This window comes from Salipiger thiooxidans (assembly GCF_900102075.1).
Lineage (GTDB): Bacteria > Pseudomonadota > Alphaproteobacteria > Rhodobacterales > Rhodobacteraceae > Salipiger > Salipiger thiooxidans.
On sequence record NZ_FNAV01000004.1, the window covers coordinates 52592 to 69202 of the forward strand.

Sequence of the window (16611 nt, forward strand, 5' to 3'; positions counted from 1 at the left end):
GGGACAGGATCAGAGCCCGCGGGCGATGACCAGCCGCTGCACCTCGGAGGTGCCTTCGTAGATCTGGCAGACCCGCACGTCGCGGTAGATGCGCTCGACCGGGTAATCGGCGAGGTAGCCGTAGCCGCCGTGGATCTGGATCGCGCCCGAGCAGACCTCCTCGGCCATTTCCGAGGCCATGAGCTTGGCCATCGACGCCTCGGTGAGGCAGGGGCGTCCGGCCTCGCGCAGGGCGGCGGCATGCAGCACCATCTGGCGGGCGGCCTCGATCCGGGTCGCCATGTCCGCCAGCTTGAACGCCACCGCCTGCTGCTCGAGGATCGGCTTGCCGAAGGCGTGGCGGTCGCGGGCGTAGTCGCGCGCCGCCTCGAAGGCCGCGCGGGCCATGCCCACCGCCTGGCTGGCGATGCCGATGCGCCCACCCTCGAGGTTCGAGAGCGCGATCCGGTAGCCCTCGCCCTCGGCGCCCAGCAGGTTCTCGGCCGGGAGACGCATCTCGTTGAAGGCCAGCGCGCAGGTGTCCGAGCTGTGCTGGCCGAGCTTGCGCTCGACCGCCATCACCTCGTAGCCGGGTGTGTCGGTGGGCACGATGAAGGCGCTGATGCCCTTCTTGCCCGCCGTTGGATCGGTGACCGCGAAGGTGATGATGACGTCGCCGTTCTTGCCCGAGGTGATGAACTGCTTGGAGCCGTTCAGCACGTAGTGGTCGCCGTCGCGCACCGCCCTGGTGCGGATCGCCGAGGCGTCCGAGCCGGTGTGCGGCTCGGTCAGGGCGAAGCCGCCGATCCATTTGCCCTGCGCCATCTTCGGCAGGTATTTCGCCTTCTGCTCTTCGGTGCCGAAGCGCAGGATCGGCATGCAGCCGACCGAGCTGTGCACGCTCACGATGGTCGAGCAGGCACCGTCGGCGGCGGCGATCTCTTCCAGCGCCAGCGCGTAGGCCACCATCCCGAGGTCCGAGCCGCCGTATTGCTCGGGCACCAGCATGCCGAGGAAGCCGAGCTCGCCCATCTCGGCCAGCTCCTCGAGCGGGAAGGCGTGCTCGGCGTCGCGCCGGGCGGCGCCGGGGGCGAGACGGTCCTGCGCGAAGGCGCGCACCCCGTCCCGGATCTGTTCCTGAAGCTCGTCAAGCAGCATCACGCGACCCTTTCCAGCGCGATGGCGGTGGCCTCGCCGCCGCCGATGCAGAGCGAGGCCATGCCGCGCTTCACGTCGTTCTTCTGCATCGCGGCCAGCAGGGTGACCATGACGCGGGCGCCGCTGGCGCCGATCGGGTGGCCGAGCGCACAGGCACCGCCGTGGACGTTGACCTTGTCATGCGGCAGGTCGAGGTCGCGCATCGCGGCCATGGCGACCACCGCGAAGGCCTCGTTGATCTCGAAGAGATCGACGTCCCTGAGATCCCAGCCGGTCTTGTCCGAGAGCCTCCGCATGGCGCCGATGGGGGCGGTGGGGAAGAGGTTCGGCGCGTGTGCATGGGTGCTGTGGCCGCGGATCACCGCAAGCGGCGTGAGCCCGCGCGCCTCGGCCTCGGAGCGCTTCATCATCACCAGCGCCGCCGCACCGTCCGAGATCGACGAGGCATTGGCGGCGGTCACCGTGCCGCCGTCGCGGAAGGCGGGCTTCAGCGAGGGGATCTTGTCCGGGCGCGCCTTGCCGGGCTGTTCGTCGATCTCGACGAGGCTCTCGCCCTTGCGGGTCCTGATGGTGACCGGCGTGATCTCGGAAGCGAAGCTGCCGTCGGCGATGGCGTTCCGGGCGCGCTCCAGCGAGGTGAGGGCGTACTGGTCCTGCGCCTCGCGGGTGAACTGGTAGGACTGGGCGCAATCCTCGGCGAAGGTGCCCATCAGGCGGCCCTTGTCATAGGCGTCCTCGAGTCCGTCGAGGAACATGTGGTCGATGACCTGCCCGTGTCCCATGCGGAAGCCGCCGCGCGCCTTGGGCAGCAGGTAGGGGGCGTTGGTCATGCTCTCCATGCCACCCGCGACGGCGACCTTCGCGCTGTCGGCGGTGAGCAGGTCATGGGCAAACATCGCGGCCTTCATGCCCGAGCCGCACATCTTGTTGACGGTGGTGGCGCCGCTGGACAGCGGCAGGCCGGCGCCGAGCGCGGCCTGGCGGGCGGGCGCCTGGCCCTGACCGGCGGGCAGGACGCAGCCGAAGACCACCTCCTCGATGTCGCCGGCGGGCACCCCCGCGCGCGCGAGTGCGGCGGCAATGGCGCTGGCGCCGAGCTCGGAGGCGGTGGCGCCGGAGAGGTCGCCCTGGAACCCGCCCATGGGGGTGCGGGCCATGCCGACGATGACGATGGGATCTTCCATGATGGTGTCCTCCTCAGGGGGTGCGGGCTGCCGGGGCAGCCGGAAACTCTTGGGGGTCGAACGGTGTCCGGCGCGGGACAGGGCGCGAAGCGCCGCCGCGCCATCGCCAGCCCGCCCCCGGGGCTGGCGATTGTGAGCCGACAGCGCGTCGTGTCGAGCTCCTTCGGACGTGGCCGGGATAAACCGAGAGGCTCGACGGTCGCATCGCCAACCCGCGGGCTGGCGACGGCGCGGCTCTCCCGGATGACAGTGTCACTTCGGCGCCATGCGCAGCGCGCCGTCGAGGCGGATGACCTCGCCGTTGAGCATGGTGTTCTCGAAGATCTGCCGCACCAGCGACGCGTATTCCGCGGGCTTGCCCAGACGCGGCGGGAACGGCACCGAGGCGCCGAGCGAGTCCTGCACGTCCTGCGGCAGCCCCGCCATCATCGGCGTGCCGAAGATCCCCGGCGCGATGGTCACCACGCGGATGCCGTGCCGCGCCAGCTCGCGCGCGGCGGGCAGGGTCAGCGAGGCGACGCCGCCCTTCGACGCGGCATAGGCCGCCTGACCGATCTGCCCGTCGAAGGCCGCGACGGAGGCGGTGTTGACGATCACGCCGCGTTCGCCGTCCTCGGAGGGGTCGTTCGCCGTCAGCGCCGCGGCCGCGAGGCGCAGCATGTTGAAGGTACCCACGAGGTTGATGGTGATGGCCTTCGCGAAGCTCTCCAGCGCGTGGGGGCCGTTGCGGCCGACGATCTTCTCGCCCGGTGCCACGCCCGCGCAGTTCACCAGCCCGTCGAGCCGGCCGAAGTGCTCCTTCGCCGCCGCCACCGCGGCCTGTCCGTCGGCGTCGCTGGTGACGTCGGTCTTCACGAACAGCGCCGAGGCGCCGAGCTCTGCCGCCTTGGCCTCGCCGGCCTCGGCATTCACGTCGAGCAGCACGGCCTTGCCGCCGCCCGCCACGATCATCTCCGCCACCGCGGCGCCGAGGCCCGAGCCTCCGCCGGTCACCAGAAAGACCCTGTCTTCGATCTTCATTGCAATTGTCCTTTCAAGAGTCCGGGCTCAGGCCTGCGCCTGCTTTTCGACCTCGGCCTTGCGCAGCACGAAGCGCTGCACCTTGCCGCTGGGAGTTTTCGGCAGATCCGCCACGAAGTCCAACGCGCGGGGGTAGGCGTGGGCCGAGAGCCGCCCGCGCACGTGCAGGCGCAGCTCCTCGGACAGTTCCGGCGTGCCCTCGACGCCGTCCGCCAGCACCACGAAGGCCTTCACGATCTCGGTGCGTTCGGGGTCGGGCACGCCGATCACCGCCACGTCCACCACCGCCGGGTGCTCGAGCAGCGCGCTTTCGACGTCGAACGGCCCGATGCGGTAGCCCGACGAGGTGATGACGTCGTCGTCGCGGCCGATGAAGCTGATCGAGCCGTCGGGCTCGAACTCGACGCTGTCGCCGGTGCGGTAGTACCCGCCCGCGATCGCCGGAGTGTCCTTGTTGTGGTAGCCGGTGAACCACAGCAGCGGCGAGTTGGCGATGTCCACCGCCAGCGTGCCGGGCTCGTTGGGGCCGACCTCGCGCCCGGCCTCGTCAAGCACCGCGACGCGGTAGCCGGGCATGGCATAGCCCGCCGAGCCCGCGCGCACCGGGTGGTCGAGCCCGTGGTGGTTGTTCACCACCATGCCAAGCTCGGTCTGGCCGTAGTGGTCGTGAATCGGCACGTCGAGGTTCTGGTCGAACCAGCGGATGACCTCGGGGTTGAGCGGCTCGCCGGCGCTGCTGACGACGCGGAGCTGTCCCTTGATGCGGGCCGCGACCTCGGGGCCTGCCGCCATCAGCATCCGGAAGGCGGTGGGAGAGCCCGCAAGGCTCGTCACGCCCAGCCGCTCGACGGTGTCGCAGAGGCTCTGCGCGGTGAAGCCGCCCTCGCAGAGGATCGTCGCCTGTCCCAGCACCAGCGGGCCGGTGATCGCGTAGTAGAGCCCGTAGGCCCAGCCCGGATCGGCGATGTTCCAGAAGGTGTCGCCGGCGCGCAGGTCCACCGCGTCGCGCATGTAGGCGGCGAAGGCGAGCAGCGCGCGCATCGGCACCGGAACGCCCTTGGGCAGGCCGGTGGTGCCCGAGGTGGACATCATCATCATCAGGTCGTCGGCGCCGCGCTGCACGGGTGCGAACTCGGCCGGCGCCGCGGCCATGGCGGCGCGCAGGTCGATGTCGCCGTCGGGGGCTGTCTCGCCCTCCTTCAGCACCACGGCCACCTGCGGGCAGTCCGCGATGCCGTCGAGCTTGCCGCGGTTGGCGGTGTCGGTGACCACGAGCCTTGTGGCGGCGGTGGTCAGGCGGTGCTCGATGGCCTTGGGGCCGAAGGCGGTGAAGAGCGGCTGGTAGGCCGCGCCCAGACGCCACGCGCCCAGCACGGTCGCCACGAGGTCGGGCGTCCGGGGCAGCAGGCCCGCGACCACGTCGCCGGGCTGCACGCCCGCGTCCCTGAGCACGGCGGCCATGCGGGCCGACATCTCGCGCAGGTCCTCGAAGCTGTAGGTCTCGAACCGGCCGTCGGCGGCGATCCAGCGGAGGGCAATGCGATCCTCGCCGCAATGGCGGTCGCAGCACTCGACGCAGGCGTTGAGGCCGGTCGCGATGTCGCCCTGAAGTCCGGCGATGGCGTTTTCGATGCGAAAGAGCTTTACGGCCTCGGCATAGCTCGGCCGTGTCCCGCTGTCGGGTCTGGTGTTCATGGCGGTCTCCTCCCGTTCCGCGCAGCGCGCGGTGGTCCGGAAGAGGTAAGGGCGCGGCCCATGGCATACAATGACGGAAGAGGTCTTGAATCGTGATCGGAAATGCCATGTACGTGGCGTCATGGAACGCCGCAGCATCAGCCCCGGTTTCGTCGAGGACGCGCTCTACTGCCTGCACGAGCGGCGCATCGACCCGTCGCCGCTTCTGCGCGCCGCGGGCCTGCCGGGGCAGGTGACGGAGCCGGTCTCGAACATCGCCTACGGCCAGCTCTGGTGGGCCATCGCGCAGGCCATCGAGGACGAGTTCTTCGGCCTCGCCGCGCGGCCGATGCGGCCCGGCAGCTTCGACCTGCTCTGCCACGCGGTGCTGCACGCAAGGACGCTCGATCAGGCGCTGCGCCGGGCGCTGGATTTCCTGCGCGTGGTGCTCGACCGCCCGCGCGGCACCCTGCGCATCCGCGAAGGCAGCGCCGAGATCGTGCTCGAGGACGTGACCGAGCGCCCGGCCTTCGCCTACCGCACCTACTGGCTGATCCTGATGGGGGTATCCTGCTGGCTGATCGGGCGGCGGATCCCGCTGCGGAATCTCGACTTCGCCTGTCCCGCGCCGCAGCACCGGCAGGATTACCACCAGTTCTTCAACGCGCCCGTGCGCTTCGGCCAGCCGCAGACCCGGCTGCGCTTCGACGCGGCCTACCTGCGCCTTCCCACCGTGCGCTCGGAGCAGGCCCTGGCGCAGTTCCTGCGCGAGGCCCCCGCCAACATCCTCGTACGCTACCGCCACGACCGGGGCACCGCGGCGCGGGTGCGGGCGCGGCTCAAGGAGACGCCGCCCGCCGTGTGGCCGGGGGTGGCCGCACTGGCCGCCGAGATGCGCCTGTCCGAGGCAACGCTGCGTCGGCAGCTGCGGGCCGAGGGCCAGAGCTACGCCGCGCTTCGGGGCGAGATGCTGTCGGTGGCGGCGCAGCGGCTCCTGCGCGAGACCGACCGGCCGGTGGCGGCGATCGCCGAGGCGCTGGGGTACAGCGAGGCCGGGGCCTTCTACCGCGCCTTCCGGGGCTGGACCGGGCAGAGCCCCGGCGCCTTCCGGCAGGCGGCGCGGGCCGGGGCCGGCGGTGGTGCGGATCCGGACTCTGCCTGAAAAACCGGCAAACGGCATTTCGCCGCGCGTATTCTGCGTGATCCGGCGGCTCTTTCTGCGGCTGCGAGGCCCGCTCGCGCGGCTTCGTTGACAAGCGAAACGGGACGGGCGCCGATAGGGCGAGACGGCCCAGGCGCTGCAGGGGGCGACCCTGATGCGCCCGGGGCGAAACGGCGGGCCGCCAGTTACGACTCTCGGGGGAGTGGCATGAGCAAGGTCATCGATTATTACTTCGGACCGATTTCAGGATACGCCTATCTCGGACACGCCGCGCTCATGGCGCTGGCGCGCGAGACCGGCGCAAGGGTCCGTTTCCTGCCCATCGACATGGTGAAGGTCTACGAGGCAAGCGGTCTCCGCCCGCCCTACGACCAGTCCGACGCGGCGCGCAGCTACCGGGTCGAGGACCAGCGGCGTCTGGCGCGGATGCGGGGCCTGCGGATGAAGGTCGGCCCCGAGAACTACCCGGCCGACACGCGGCTTGCCTGCCGGGTGATCCTCGCGGCGGGGCGGCTGGGGCTGGATCAGGACAGCATCGCCATGGCCTGCCTGCGCGGCACCTGGGCCGAAGGGCGCAACATCGCCGATCCGGGCGACCTCGGCGAGGCCCTGCGCCAGATCGACATGCCCTGCATGGACCTCCTGCACACCGCCGAGACCGAGGAGTTGCGCGACGAGGCCGTCGCGGTGACCCAGGCGGCCATCGACGCTGGCGTCTTCGGCTCGCCCACCTACGTGATCGACGGCGAGCGCTTCTGGGGCCAGGATCGGCTGGATTTCATGCGCGAGGCGCTGCGCAAGGTCGCCGCCTGAACGGTCGGGACCGACCAGCGTCACGCTGACAGGCGGGCCCGTCGGGCAGAGACCTGCCGAAGACGTCTCCATCGGCGCCCCGTCCGGGCATGGACGGGGCGTTTTGCGTTGAAGACCCGGGCATGCGGGCTAGTCTTGGGCATCAGGGTTGCCGTCCCGCGCCGCAGGCGCATGGGCGGTGACTTGCGCCGGAGGTGGAGCAGCTGAAACAAGCACCTGAGGTGCGGCAGCCAAGCCCTGCGCCACGGGTGCAGGGGCTGACGTCTGCACCCGTGGTACGGCCACCAAGCCCCGCGCGGAAGGTGCGGGACCTGACATCCGCTCCGCAAGGGGCAGCCCTGCGCCGCCCGGCGCAACGAGACCGACACGCGCCACAGGCGCCGCACCGACCCGCTGCGCCACCGGCGCAACCCGGCCCCTCACACAGCACGTGCAGGGCCACCCGTGCGCCAAGAGGCGCAGAGCCGGCCCCTCGCGCCGCCGCCCGACGGCGGATGCGCCGAGCAAGGGGCGCCCCGACCGGGGTTCACGCGCCGATGCGCCGTCCGGCGTCGCGCAACGACAGAACGGAGACGACATGAAGGACATGCCCGAAATCGCCAGTGACTGCGACGCCGCCCAGCACCGCGCCCAGTGGTGTCAGGACGTGCTCAACACCGCGCCCGACCGCTTCGCGGCGGGGCGGGACATCGCCCGGCGGCTCGGGGCGCTGGTCGAGGGCGACCGCGTCGAGTTCGGGTTCTGGACCCCGGAGCTGCAGGATTGGCGCATTGCCGACGGCGACGTCTTCCTCGAGATCCTGCGCCCGGACGAGGCCATCGACCTGACCGCCAGCCAGAGCGACGTGTCCTTCGACCGGGTGCTGCTGCCGGTGTCCCGCTGCGAGGCCTTCACCTTTGCCGCCGCCACCGGGCTGCACGCCGGCGACCGCGACCGGGTCGGCGATTTCTACGCGCTGGTCTACCGCGGGCAGGAGGGCGACTACCACCGCATCCTCGACCCGCTGGCGGCCTCGCTGCCCTATGGCGCCTTCGCCCCGGCCGAGATCTACGATCTTCCCGCCATGCAGGCCCGGCGGCAGGACAAGGGCTATTTCGAGCAGGTCCGCAAGGACGGCCCGCACAAGTTCGCGCCGCCGACCTCGATCCTGCAGGTGCACGTGCCCACCGCCACCCCCGGCGGCACGCTGGCCTCGCTCACCCGCCAGTTCGAGCGGCTCGCCGCGCGCGTGGGGGCGGGGCTGACGCTCGAGCCCGACGAAGAGCTCCTCGCGGGGTACGACGCAGTGCAGCTGCTGCCGGTGGAGCCCACGACGGTCTACGAGGCCGGTCCCGCGTTCTGGACCGACACCGACAGCGACGAGACCCGCGTCACCGCCCACCTGATGCGGCCCGACACCACGAACTGGGGCTATGACATCGTGATCTCGGGCATGGCCACGGTGAACCCGGTGCTGCTCGAGACCGCGCGTCCGGACGAGCTGGTGGACCTTGCCGCGGTGCTGCACAACTTCCCGCACTGGCCCAAGATGCTGGTGCTGGACGTGGTCTTCGGCCACTCGGACAATCAGGGCCTCGGCGTGCTCAACAGCCATTTCTTCGCCGGGCCGAACATGTACGGCCAGAACCTCGCCTACCATAACCCCTTCGTGCGGGCGATCCTGCTCGAGATGCAGCGCCGCAAGGTGGATTTCGGCGCCGACGGGGTGCGCGTCGACGGGGCGCAGGATTTCAAGTGGTGGGACGCCTCCACGCAGGAGATGCGCCACGACGACGCCTACCTGCAGGAGATGTCCGACCTCGTGCAGAACGTGGCCGGTGTCGACTACCGCCCGTGGTTCGTCTTCGAGGACGGTCGGCCGTGGCCGCAGGAAGACTGGGAGCTGAGCTCGGACTACCGCGCGGTCATCGAGAACCAGAAGGAGACCGACCCGGACGTGTTCCAGTGGGGGCCGCTGACCTTCGCCCACAACACGCCCTTCATCTACACCTTCTGGCTGTCCAAGTACTGGCGCCTGCAGGAGATCCTGAAGCGCGGCTCGAACTGGATCTCGGGGACCGCGAACCACGACACGCTGCGCCGGGGTACGCAGGTGAACCCCAAGCTCAACATCAACACCCGTCTCGGCGACACCAAGATGGAGATCCTCGACAAGGCCTACGACAACCCCGCGGTGTCGATCCTGACCTATGCCGCGCTGCCGGGCGTGCCGATGGATTTCCTCAATGCCACCGCCCGGGCCAGCTGGGGCTTCATCCGCAACCAGGATGACAAGTACGGGGTGAAGGTCGTCTCCGAGGAGGCGATCTCGCTTAAATGGCAGGTGGACGAGTACAGCTACTCGGTGCCCGGTGCCTTCCGCTGGCTCAAGGAACTGGGCTTCGAGACCCGCGAGGATCTCGCCCGCTTCCTCGAGTTCCTGCCGGCACTGGTCGACGTGACGGACTACGACCTCAACACGATTGCCACGCTGCTGAACGCGGTCGAGCCGCCGCTGGCGGGGCCGCGCCCGATCACCGTGGGCGGGCTCAAGCAGATCGCGCGGGCGTGGATGGATGACATGCACGAATATTGCAACGTCTCGCATTCGACCTCGAAGCTCGACCCGGTGCAGACCAACGCCATGCGGCGGCTGCGGATGTTCCGGCTGAACAACCCGTGGCTGCGGCAGAACCTGGGCCCGGACGACCATTTCCGCTATCTCGAGCCCATCGACGGGCGCACGGTCTTCGTGGCGCTGCGCAATGCGCCGCAGGGGGGCGAGGTCTTCACCGTCTGCCACATGGAGGGCGGCGAGACCGATGACATCGACCCGCTCGACCTGCTGCCCGACAGCGTCAGCCGCAACGACTGGCACCTGACGATCCGCGGCCCCGGGATCGGGGCGGACTACATCGGCGGCCCGCTGGTGCTGCGCGACAGCATGGGGCTGGTGTTCACCCGCGGGCTCGACATCACCCACCTCGCGGGCGAGCCGCACTGAGCCTGCGCCAGGGCCTGCGCTCTGACCTGAGCCTGCGCCGGGGCCTGCGCTCGGACCTGAGCGTGAGCCGTGACATGGGCGTGGTCTTTGTCCGGGTCTCGGTTGGGGCCCGGGCGTGAAGCGTGGCCCGAGCGCGGTCGACAACTGCATCTGGGTCCGGTCTTGAGCTCGGGCCTGGGACCGGCTGAGGGCCTCCGATACATGTCGCGCCGCGGGGGGAACCGGGATCGGGCAGAGCGTCGTCCGGGGCGGTAAGGACGCCAGGCCGGAAAAGCCCTCAGGCCGAGACGGCGATCGGGGCGCGGGCGTGCCAGAGCGCGCGGGCGACGTCGAGCGGCTCCGGCACGCCCAGCGTGTCGAGCGCCAGCGCGGCGGTGCCGGTGACCACGGCCTCGGCGAAGGGGTCGTGCAGGCTGCCGTCCCAGAGCGCGCTCAGCATCGCCCCGTCGGTGGCGCCGTCGTCGAGGCGCCGGGTCTCCTCGGGCAGGAGCGCGGGGAAGCTGGTCTCCCACGCCGCGCCGCCGCGCAGGCCGAAGCCCGCGATGGCCTTGCAGGGGTGGCGCTCGAACTCGCCGCCACCGCCCTTGATCACGGTCAGCGCCTCGAGCCCCAGCAGCGCGCCCGCATCCGCCTGCAGCAGCCGGTAGGGCGGGTGGAAGACCCCCTGCACGCTGACCGGGGCCGCGCCGGGGTTCAGCATCCGGCACACGGTGTTGATGCAGGAGCGCAGGTGCAGCACGTCGCGCAGCGTCAGCAGCGAGAAGAGCGCCGGCGACAGCGTCTCGAGCGGCAGGTAGGCGATGCCGTCCCGCGCCATCAGCGCGCCGGCCTCGGCGCCGCTGCCGGCCACCGCGATGCCGAGGGTGCCGAGCCCGTCGCGGATCGCCCGGTCGGCGCCGTTCCAGCCGTGCAGCAGCACCGGGTGGCCGCCGGCGGCCACCAGCCGCGCCGAGAGCAGGAACCACGGCAGCCCGCGCGTGCGCCCGGCGGCGTAGCAGGGCCAGTCGAGCGCCGGGCGCGGCAGCGCGGGCAGGCTCGCCTGCGCCTCGGCGGCGAAGCCCGAGATCTCGTCCGCGGTCTCGCCCTTCATCCGCATCAGCATCAGCAGCGCCCCCACCGCATGTGGGTCGGCCTCGCCCGAGAGCATCAGGCGCATCGCGTCGCGCGCCTCCTCGTGGGTCAGGGATCGCGACCGTCCGGGGCCGCGCCCCAGCGTGCGGACATGGGCGCCAAGGCTCATTCGGCGGCTTCCTTTGCATGGGCGGCAGCAAGGATCGCCGCCAGTTCCGGGCGGCAGGAGCCGCAGTTGGTGCCGGCCTCGAGCGCCGCGCCGATCTGCTCGACGGACACGAGACCCTGGCTCTCGATGGCGGCGAGGATGGTGTTCACGCCGACGTTGAAGCAGGAGCAGACCAGCGGGCCGGGGTCGGGGCGGTCGGCGGGCGGCTGCCCGGTGAGCGCGTCCCAGGCCTCGGTGCCGGGCAGGGTGGCGAGGTAGTCGCGCTTGAGCGCCACAGGCTCTGGCCCGGCGAAGAGCGCGGCGATCAGCCGTCCCTCGCGGTGGAAGGCAATGCGGGCGAGGCCGCGCCGGGCGTCGATCAGCACCTGCGCCTCGGCGTCGCCGGGGGCGAGACCGAAGAGCGCGCGGGCCTCGGCCTCCCAGTCCTGCGGCACGGTGGCACCGGCAAGCTCGGCCCGCCAGCCGGCGCGGGTGCGGGCCCGGGCCCAGTAGTCGCAGGACGGATCGAGCCGGTCGGCGGCGATGGCAAAGCCGTACCACGCCGCCTCGAAGCGGCGCACGGCGCAGACGCTGGCCTTGCTCTCGGGCTGGCCGGAGACCGGGTCGGTCACCGGCGCCACCAGCACGTCGATGCGGGCGCTGGGCGCGGTCTCGCCGGTCCAGTGCATCGGCGCGAAGACGTCGCCCGGCTGCACTGCGTCGGTGATCCGGGCGCGCAGCACCGCCGAGCCCTGCGTGCTCTCGACCCGCACGAGGTCGGCGGCGGCGATGCCGAGCCGCTCTGCGTCGCGCGGGTGGATCTCGAGGAAGGGCTCTGCCAGATGCGCCGCCAGCCGGGGCGAGCGCGCGGTGCGGGTCATCGTGTGCCACTGGTCGCGGATGCGCCCGGTGTTGAGCCGGAACGGGAAGCGCGGACCCTGCTTCGCGGCGGGCGGGCGGTAGCGGATCGGCAGCATCCGGGCCTTGCCGTCGGCGTGGTAGAACCGGCCGTCGCCGAAGAAGCGCCCGCCGGAGCGCTCGCCCGCGAAGGGCCAGCGGAACGGCTCCAGCGTCTCGTAGCGGCTGTCGGAGATGTCTGCGTGGCCCGAGATGTCGAAGTCGCGCCCGAGCTTGCCCGCGATGCCCGAAAGCGCCGCGTATTCGCGAAAGATCTCGGCGGGCGTGGCGTAGTCGAAGGCGTCGTGCCAGCCCATGCGGCGACCGACCTCGGCGAGGATCGCCCAGTCGGGCCGCGCCGCGCCCGGTGCGGGCAGGGCGGCGCGTTGCCGGCTGATGGTGCGGTCCGAGTTGGTCACCGTGCCGTCCTTCTCTCCCCAGGCGGTGGCGGGCAGCAGCACATCGGCCAGCCGCGCCGTGTCGTTGGCCCCGGTGATATCCGAAACCACGACGAAGTCACAGCCCGCGATGGCCGACGTCACCGCATCGGCATCTGGCATGGTCACGGCGGGGTTGGTGTGGATGATCCAGAGCGCCTTGATGCGCCCGTCGCCCACCGCCTCGAACATCTCGACGGCCTTCATGCCGGGGGCGGCGGCCATGCGCGGGCTCTCCCAGAACGCGTGCACGGCGGCGCGGTGGTCGGCGTTCTCGATGTCGAGATGGCACGCCAGCATGTTGGCAAGCCCGCCCACCTCGCGCCCGCCCATGGCGTTGGGCTGGCCGGTGACCGAGAACGGCCCGCAGCCAATGGTGCCGATGCGGCCGGTGGCGAGGTGGCAGTTGAGGATGGCGTTGACCTTGTCGCTCCCCGACGAAGACTGGTTCACGCCCTGGCTGTAGATCGTCACCACCTTCGGCGTGCGGATCCAGAGGTCGTAGAAGGCGGCGAGATCGTTCTCGGACAGCCCCGTCACCTCGGCCCGGTCGCTGGAGGCGGCGGCGAGCGCGTCGTCGAAGCCCTGCACGGAGGGGATGAAACCCTCGTCCACCGCATCGGCGTCGTGGATGGCGCAGAGCAACCCGTTGAAGAGCGCCGCATCGGTCCCGGCCCGAAGCGCGAGGTGCATGTCCGCCCCGTCGCAGGACGCAGTGCGCCGCGGGTCGATCACCACGAGCCTGGTGCCACGCGTCTTCCTTGCCGCGAGGATGCGCTGGTAGAGCACCGGATGGCACCACGCGAGGTTGCTGCCCACCAGCACGATCAGGTCGGCCTCTTCGAGGTCCTCGTAGGTGCCGGGCACGGTGTCGGTGCCGAAGGCGCGGCGGTGGCCCGCCACCGACGAGGCCATGCAGAGCCGTGAATTGGTGTCGATGTTGGCGCCGCCGATGTAGCCCTTCATCAACTTGTTGGCGATGTAGTAATCCTCTGTCAGCAGTTGGCCGGAGACGTAGAAGGCCACGCTCTCCGGCCCGTGTTGCCCGATGGTCTCCCGGAACCGGTCCGCGACGAGGGTGAGGGCCTCGTCCCAGCCGGTCTCGGTGCCACGCACGACGGGGGAGAGCAGGCGGCCCTCCGGCCCGAGGGTTTCAGCGAGGGCAGAGCCCTTGGAGCAGAGCTTGCCGAAATTGGCGGGGTGGACCGGATCGCCCCGGACCTCGAGACCGCCGTCCCCGGTGGGGCGCAGGCGCACGCCGCAGCCCACGCCGCAATAGGGGCAGGTGGACCGGATTTCGCAGGCTCGCGCGTCGGTCATCACGCGGCACTCCGCCTCGAGACGGCGGCGCCGTCCAGCAGGATGCGCCCGTCCTCGAGCCGCACCGGGTAGGTCGAGATGCGGCCGTCGTCGGCGCCCTGCGCCTCGCCGGTGTTGAGGTCGAACACCCAGTTGTGCAGCGGGCAGGTGACCTTGTGGCCATGCACGATGCCCTCGGAGAGCGGGCCCTTCTTGTGGGGGCAGGTGTTCGACGCGGCGAACACCTCGGCCTCGTCGGTGCGGAACACCGCGACGCAGCCCACGTGGGTCTTGACCAGACGGGCTCCGCGCAGGGGCACGTCGTCGATATGTCCGATGTCGATCCAGCTCATTCCGCAGCCTCCACGGTAAGATCGGCGAGGGGCTGGAAGCGGCGCGCCGCGTCCGGTACGGCCCGCTCGGCCCAGGGGTCCACTTGGTAGACGCTCTGCGACACGTCGAAACGGTCGACCAGCGCCTTGCGTTCGGCGTCGTCGGCAAGCACCTCCTTCACCCAGTCGAGCCCGACCTTGGCCACCCACTTGTAGGGGCGGTCGAGATACCTGGCGGTCTCGCGGTAGAGCTGGATGAAGGCAGTGGTCCACTCGATGGCCTCGTCCTCGGTCCGGACGTCGACGAGCCGCTCGGTCTCCTTCACGTCCATGCCCGCGGCCCCCGCGACACCGACCTGGTAGCCGCTGTCGACGCAGATGATGCCCACGTCCTTGCAGGTGGCCTCGGCGCAGTTCCGCGGGCAGCCCGAGACGGCGAGCTTGACCTTGTGCGGCGTCCAGCTGCCCCACAGCTTCTTCTCGAGCCTGATGCCGAGCCCGGTGCTGTCCTGCGTGCCGAAGCGGCACCAGTCCGAGCCCACGCAGGTCTTCACCGTCCGCAGGCCCTTGGTGTAGGCGTGCCCCGAGACCATGCCGGCCTCGTTGAGGTCGTACCAGATCGCCGGAAGGTCTTCCTTCTTCACGCCGAGCAGGTCGATGCGCTGGCCGCCGGTGACCTTGACCACCGCGTCGTATTTCTTCGCGGCCTCGGCGATGGCGATGAGCTCTTCCGGCGTGGTCATGCCGCCCCACATGCGGGGCATGACCGAATAGGTGCCGTCCTTCTGGATGTTGGCGTGGTTGCGCTCGTTGACGAAGCGGCTTTGCGGGTCGTCCCTGTAGTCCAGCGGCCAGTCCGCCAGCAGGTAGTAGTTCACCGCCGGGCGGCAGACGTGGCAGCCGTTGCGGGTCTTCCAGCCAAGCTCCTGCCAGACAGCCTCCTGCGACTTCAGCTCCGCGGTCTTGATCAGGCGCCGCACGTCCTCGTGGGTGAGGTCGGTGCAGCCGCAGACCGGCTGGGCGGCGGGGATGACGAAATCGTCGCCCAGCGTGACCGAGAGCACCTGTTCCACCAGCCCCGTGCAGGTCCCGCAGGAGGCCGAGGCCTTGGTGGTGGCGCGGATCGCGCCGAGATCCGAGGCACCGGCCTCGATCGCCTTGACGATATCGCCCTTGCAGACGCCGTTGCAGCCACAAATTTCCGCATCAGGCGGCAATGCTGCAACGGCTGACAGAGGGTCCGCGGAGGCGCCCCCCTGGTAGGACGGGCCGAAGATCAGCGTCTCGCGCATCTCCGAGATGTCCCCGCCTTCCTTGATGAGGCCGAAGAACCAGTTGCCATCGGCAGTGTCGCCATACATCACCGCGCCGATCAGGCGGTCGTTCTCGATGACGAGGCGCTTGTAGATGCCGCGGGCGGGGTCGCGGTAGACGATGTCCTCGCGGCCCGGCGCATCGGCGAAATCGCCCGCCGAGAACAGGTCGCAGCCGGTGACCTTGAGCTTGGTCGAGAGCTCGCGCATGGCGAATGTCTCGGGCTCGCCCACGAGGGTCTTCGCCAGCACCCTGGCCTGGTCGTAGAGCGGCGCCACGAGGCCGAAGAGGTTGCCGTTGTATTCCACGCATTCGCCGACGGCGAAGACGTCCGGGGTCTCGGTGCGCATCTGCGCATCGACCTTGATGGCGCGGCCGCAGGGGATGCCGCTGTCCTGCGCCAGCGTCACGGCGGGGCGGATGCCCACCGCCATCACCACGATGTCGCAGGGCAGCTCGGTGCCGTCGGCAAGGTTCACCTGCTCGGCGCGGCCGTTGCCGATGATCTCCCTGGTCGAGGCCTCGAGCAGCACGGTGATGCCGCGCTTCTCGAGATCCTTCTTCAGAAGGTACCCCGCCGCCGGATCAAGCTGGCGCTCCATCAGATGCGAGGCAATGTGCAGCACGGTCACCTCCATGCCGCGCAGGCGCAGCGCCGCCGCGGCCTCGAGCCCGAGCAGGCCGCCGCCGATGACGACCGCCTTCGAGCCCGGCTTGCCCGCGGCCTCGACCATGGCGGTGGTGTCCTCGAGGTCGCGGAAGGCGACCACCCCGGGCAGGTCATGGCCCGGGCAGGGGATGATGAAGGCCGACGAGCCGGTGCCGAAGACCAGCTTGTCGTAGGCGACCTCGCCCTTCTCGCCCACCACGACCTTGCGCGAGGGGTCGACGCTCAGGACCTTCTCGCCGAAGCGGCAGGTGACCTTGTTGGCGGCGTACCAGGCGTCGTCGTGGGTGACGATCTCGGCGTAGCTCTTTTCGCCCGAGAGCACCGGCGACAGCATGATGCGGTTGTAGTTGCCGCGCGGTTCGGCGTTGAAGACGGTGATCTCGAAGGCGTCGGGCGCGGCGTCAAGGAGATGCTCCAGCATCCGCCCCGAGGCCATGCCCGCTCCGATGACGACGAGTTTCTGCATTGCT

The 16611-nt window shown here is 70.5% G+C and carries 11 protein-coding genes; 3 read left to right on the forward strand and 8 right to left on the reverse strand.

The window, feature by feature from the left end; genetic code table 11:
* Positions 1–9: 9 nt before the first annotated feature.
* The 4 genes from BLQ77_RS06645 to BLQ77_RS06660 all read right to left on the reverse strand — a co-directional run bounded on the left by BLQ77_RS06645 (position 10) and on the right by BLQ77_RS06660 (position 5036).
* Positions 10–1137 (reverse strand): acyl-CoA dehydrogenase family protein, encoded by a 1128-nt coding sequence (locus tag BLQ77_RS06645; RefSeq protein WP_089956983.1) that lies wholly within the window; start codon positions 1135–1137, stop codon positions 10–12.
* On the reverse strand, positions 1137–2321 hold the full coding sequence (locus BLQ77_RS06650; protein WP_089956987.1) for an acetyl-CoA C-acyltransferase: 1185 nt from the start codon (positions 2319–2321) through the stop codon (positions 1137–1139). Before BLQ77_RS06650 ends, BLQ77_RS06645 begins: the two co-directional genes overlap by 1 nt.
* Before the next feature lie 252 nt (positions 2322–2573).
* Positions 2574–3341: an SDR family NAD(P)-dependent oxidoreductase gene (locus BLQ77_RS06655; RefSeq protein ID WP_089956990.1), complete on the reverse strand. Its 768-nt coding sequence runs from the start codon at positions 3339–3341 to the stop codon at positions 2574–2576.
* Positions 3342–3368: 27 nt separating this feature from the next.
* Complete coding sequence (locus BLQ77_RS06660; protein ID WP_089956993.1) at positions 3369–5036, reverse strand: acyl-CoA synthetase; 1668 nt, start codon at positions 5034–5036, stop codon at positions 3369–3371.
* Positions 5037–5157: 121 nt separating this feature from the next.
* Here BLQ77_RS06660 and BLQ77_RS06665 point away from each other — a divergent pair, with 121 nt between their 5' ends.
* The 3 genes from BLQ77_RS06665 (at position 5158) to gghA (ending at position 9973) form a co-directional block, all read left to right on the forward strand.
* Positions 5158–6177: an AraC family transcriptional regulator gene (locus tag BLQ77_RS06665; RefSeq protein ID WP_089956996.1), complete on the forward strand. Its 1020-nt coding sequence runs from the start codon at positions 5158–5160 to the stop codon at positions 6175–6177.
* A 207-nt stretch (positions 6178–6384) separates the two neighbouring features.
* Entirely contained in the window at positions 6385–6990 is a 606-nt protein-coding gene (locus BLQ77_RS06670; protein WP_089956999.1) for a 2-hydroxychromene-2-carboxylate isomerase, read from the forward strand.
* A 577-nt stretch (positions 6991–7567) separates the two neighbouring features.
* On the forward strand, positions 7568–9973 hold the full coding sequence (gghA, locus tag BLQ77_RS06675; RefSeq protein ID WP_008884183.1) for a glucosylglycerol hydrolase: 2406 nt from the start codon (positions 7568–7570) through the stop codon (positions 9971–9973).
* A gap of 277 nt (positions 9974–10250) precedes the next feature.
* Here the strand turns inward: gghA and BLQ77_RS06680 are convergent, their stop codons facing one another.
* Genes BLQ77_RS06680 through nirB form a run of 4 tightly spaced genes read right to left on the reverse strand, consistent with a single transcriptional unit; the run spans position 10251 to position 16607 of the window.
* Positions 10251–11213 carry a glycosyl transferase family protein gene (locus BLQ77_RS06680; RefSeq protein WP_089957003.1) on the reverse strand — a complete coding sequence of 321 codons (963 nt, stop codon included), beginning with the start codon at positions 11211–11213 and terminating at the stop codon, positions 10251–10253.
* Positions 11210–13846 carry a nitrate reductase gene (locus BLQ77_RS06685; RefSeq protein WP_089957008.1) on the reverse strand — a complete coding sequence of 879 codons (2637 nt, stop codon included), beginning with the start codon at positions 13844–13846 and terminating at the stop codon, positions 11210–11212. The genes BLQ77_RS06680 and BLQ77_RS06685 overlap by 4 nt, the downstream gene beginning before the upstream one ends.
* Positions 13846–14178, reverse strand: coding sequence for a nitrite reductase small subunit NirD (gene nirD / locus BLQ77_RS06690; protein ID WP_089957012.1), 333 nt, complete (start codon positions 14176–14178; stop codon positions 13846–13848). Before nirD ends, BLQ77_RS06685 begins: the two co-directional genes overlap by 1 nt.
* On the reverse strand, positions 14175–16607 hold the full coding sequence (nirB, locus tag BLQ77_RS06695; protein WP_089957016.1) for a nitrite reductase large subunit NirB: 2433 nt from the start codon (positions 16605–16607) through the stop codon (positions 14175–14177). Before nirB ends, nirD begins: the two co-directional genes overlap by 4 nt.
* Positions 16608–16611 lie beyond the last annotated feature (4 nt).

Excerpts from the sequence above, each read along its gene's own strand:
- BLQ77_RS06645 (WP_089956983.1), bottom strand. The coding sequence starts at position 1,137 with ATGCTGCTTGACGAGCTTCAGGAACAGATCCGGGACGGGGTGCGCGCC.
- BLQ77_RS06650 (WP_089956987.1), bottom strand. The coding sequence starts at position 2,321 with ATGGAAGATCCCATCGTCATCGTCGGCATGGCCCGCACCCCCATGGGC.
- BLQ77_RS06655 (WP_089956990.1), bottom strand. The coding sequence starts at position 3,341 with ATGAAGATCGAAGACAGGGTCTTTCTGGTGACCGGCGGAGGCTCGGGC.
- BLQ77_RS06660 (WP_089956993.1), bottom strand. The coding sequence starts at position 5,036 with ATGAACACCAGACCCGACAGCGGGACACGGCCGAGCTATGCCGAGGCC.
- BLQ77_RS06665 (WP_089956996.1), top strand. The coding sequence starts at position 5,158 with ATGGAACGCCGCAGCATCAGCCCCGGTTTCGTCGAGGACGCGCTCTAC.
- BLQ77_RS06670 (WP_089956999.1), top strand. The coding sequence starts at position 6,385 with ATGAGCAAGGTCATCGATTATTACTTCGGACCGATTTCAGGATACGCC.
- gghA (WP_008884183.1), top strand. The coding sequence starts at position 7,568 with ATGAAGGACATGCCCGAAATCGCCAGTGACTGCGACGCCGCCCAGCAC.
- BLQ77_RS06680 (WP_089957003.1), bottom strand. The coding sequence starts at position 11,213 with ATGAGCCTTGGCGCCCATGTCCGCACGCTGGGGCGCGGCCCCGGACGG.
- BLQ77_RS06685 (WP_089957008.1), bottom strand. The coding sequence starts at position 13,846 with ATGACCGACGCGCGAGCCTGCGAAATCCGGTCCACCTGCCCCTATTGC.
- nirD (WP_089957012.1), bottom strand. The coding sequence starts at position 14,178 with ATGAGCTGGATCGACATCGGACATATCGACGACGTGCCCCTGCGCGGA.
- nirB (WP_089957016.1), bottom strand. The coding sequence starts at position 16,607 with ATGCAGAAACTCGTCGTCATCGGAGCGGGCATGGCCTCGGGGCGGATG.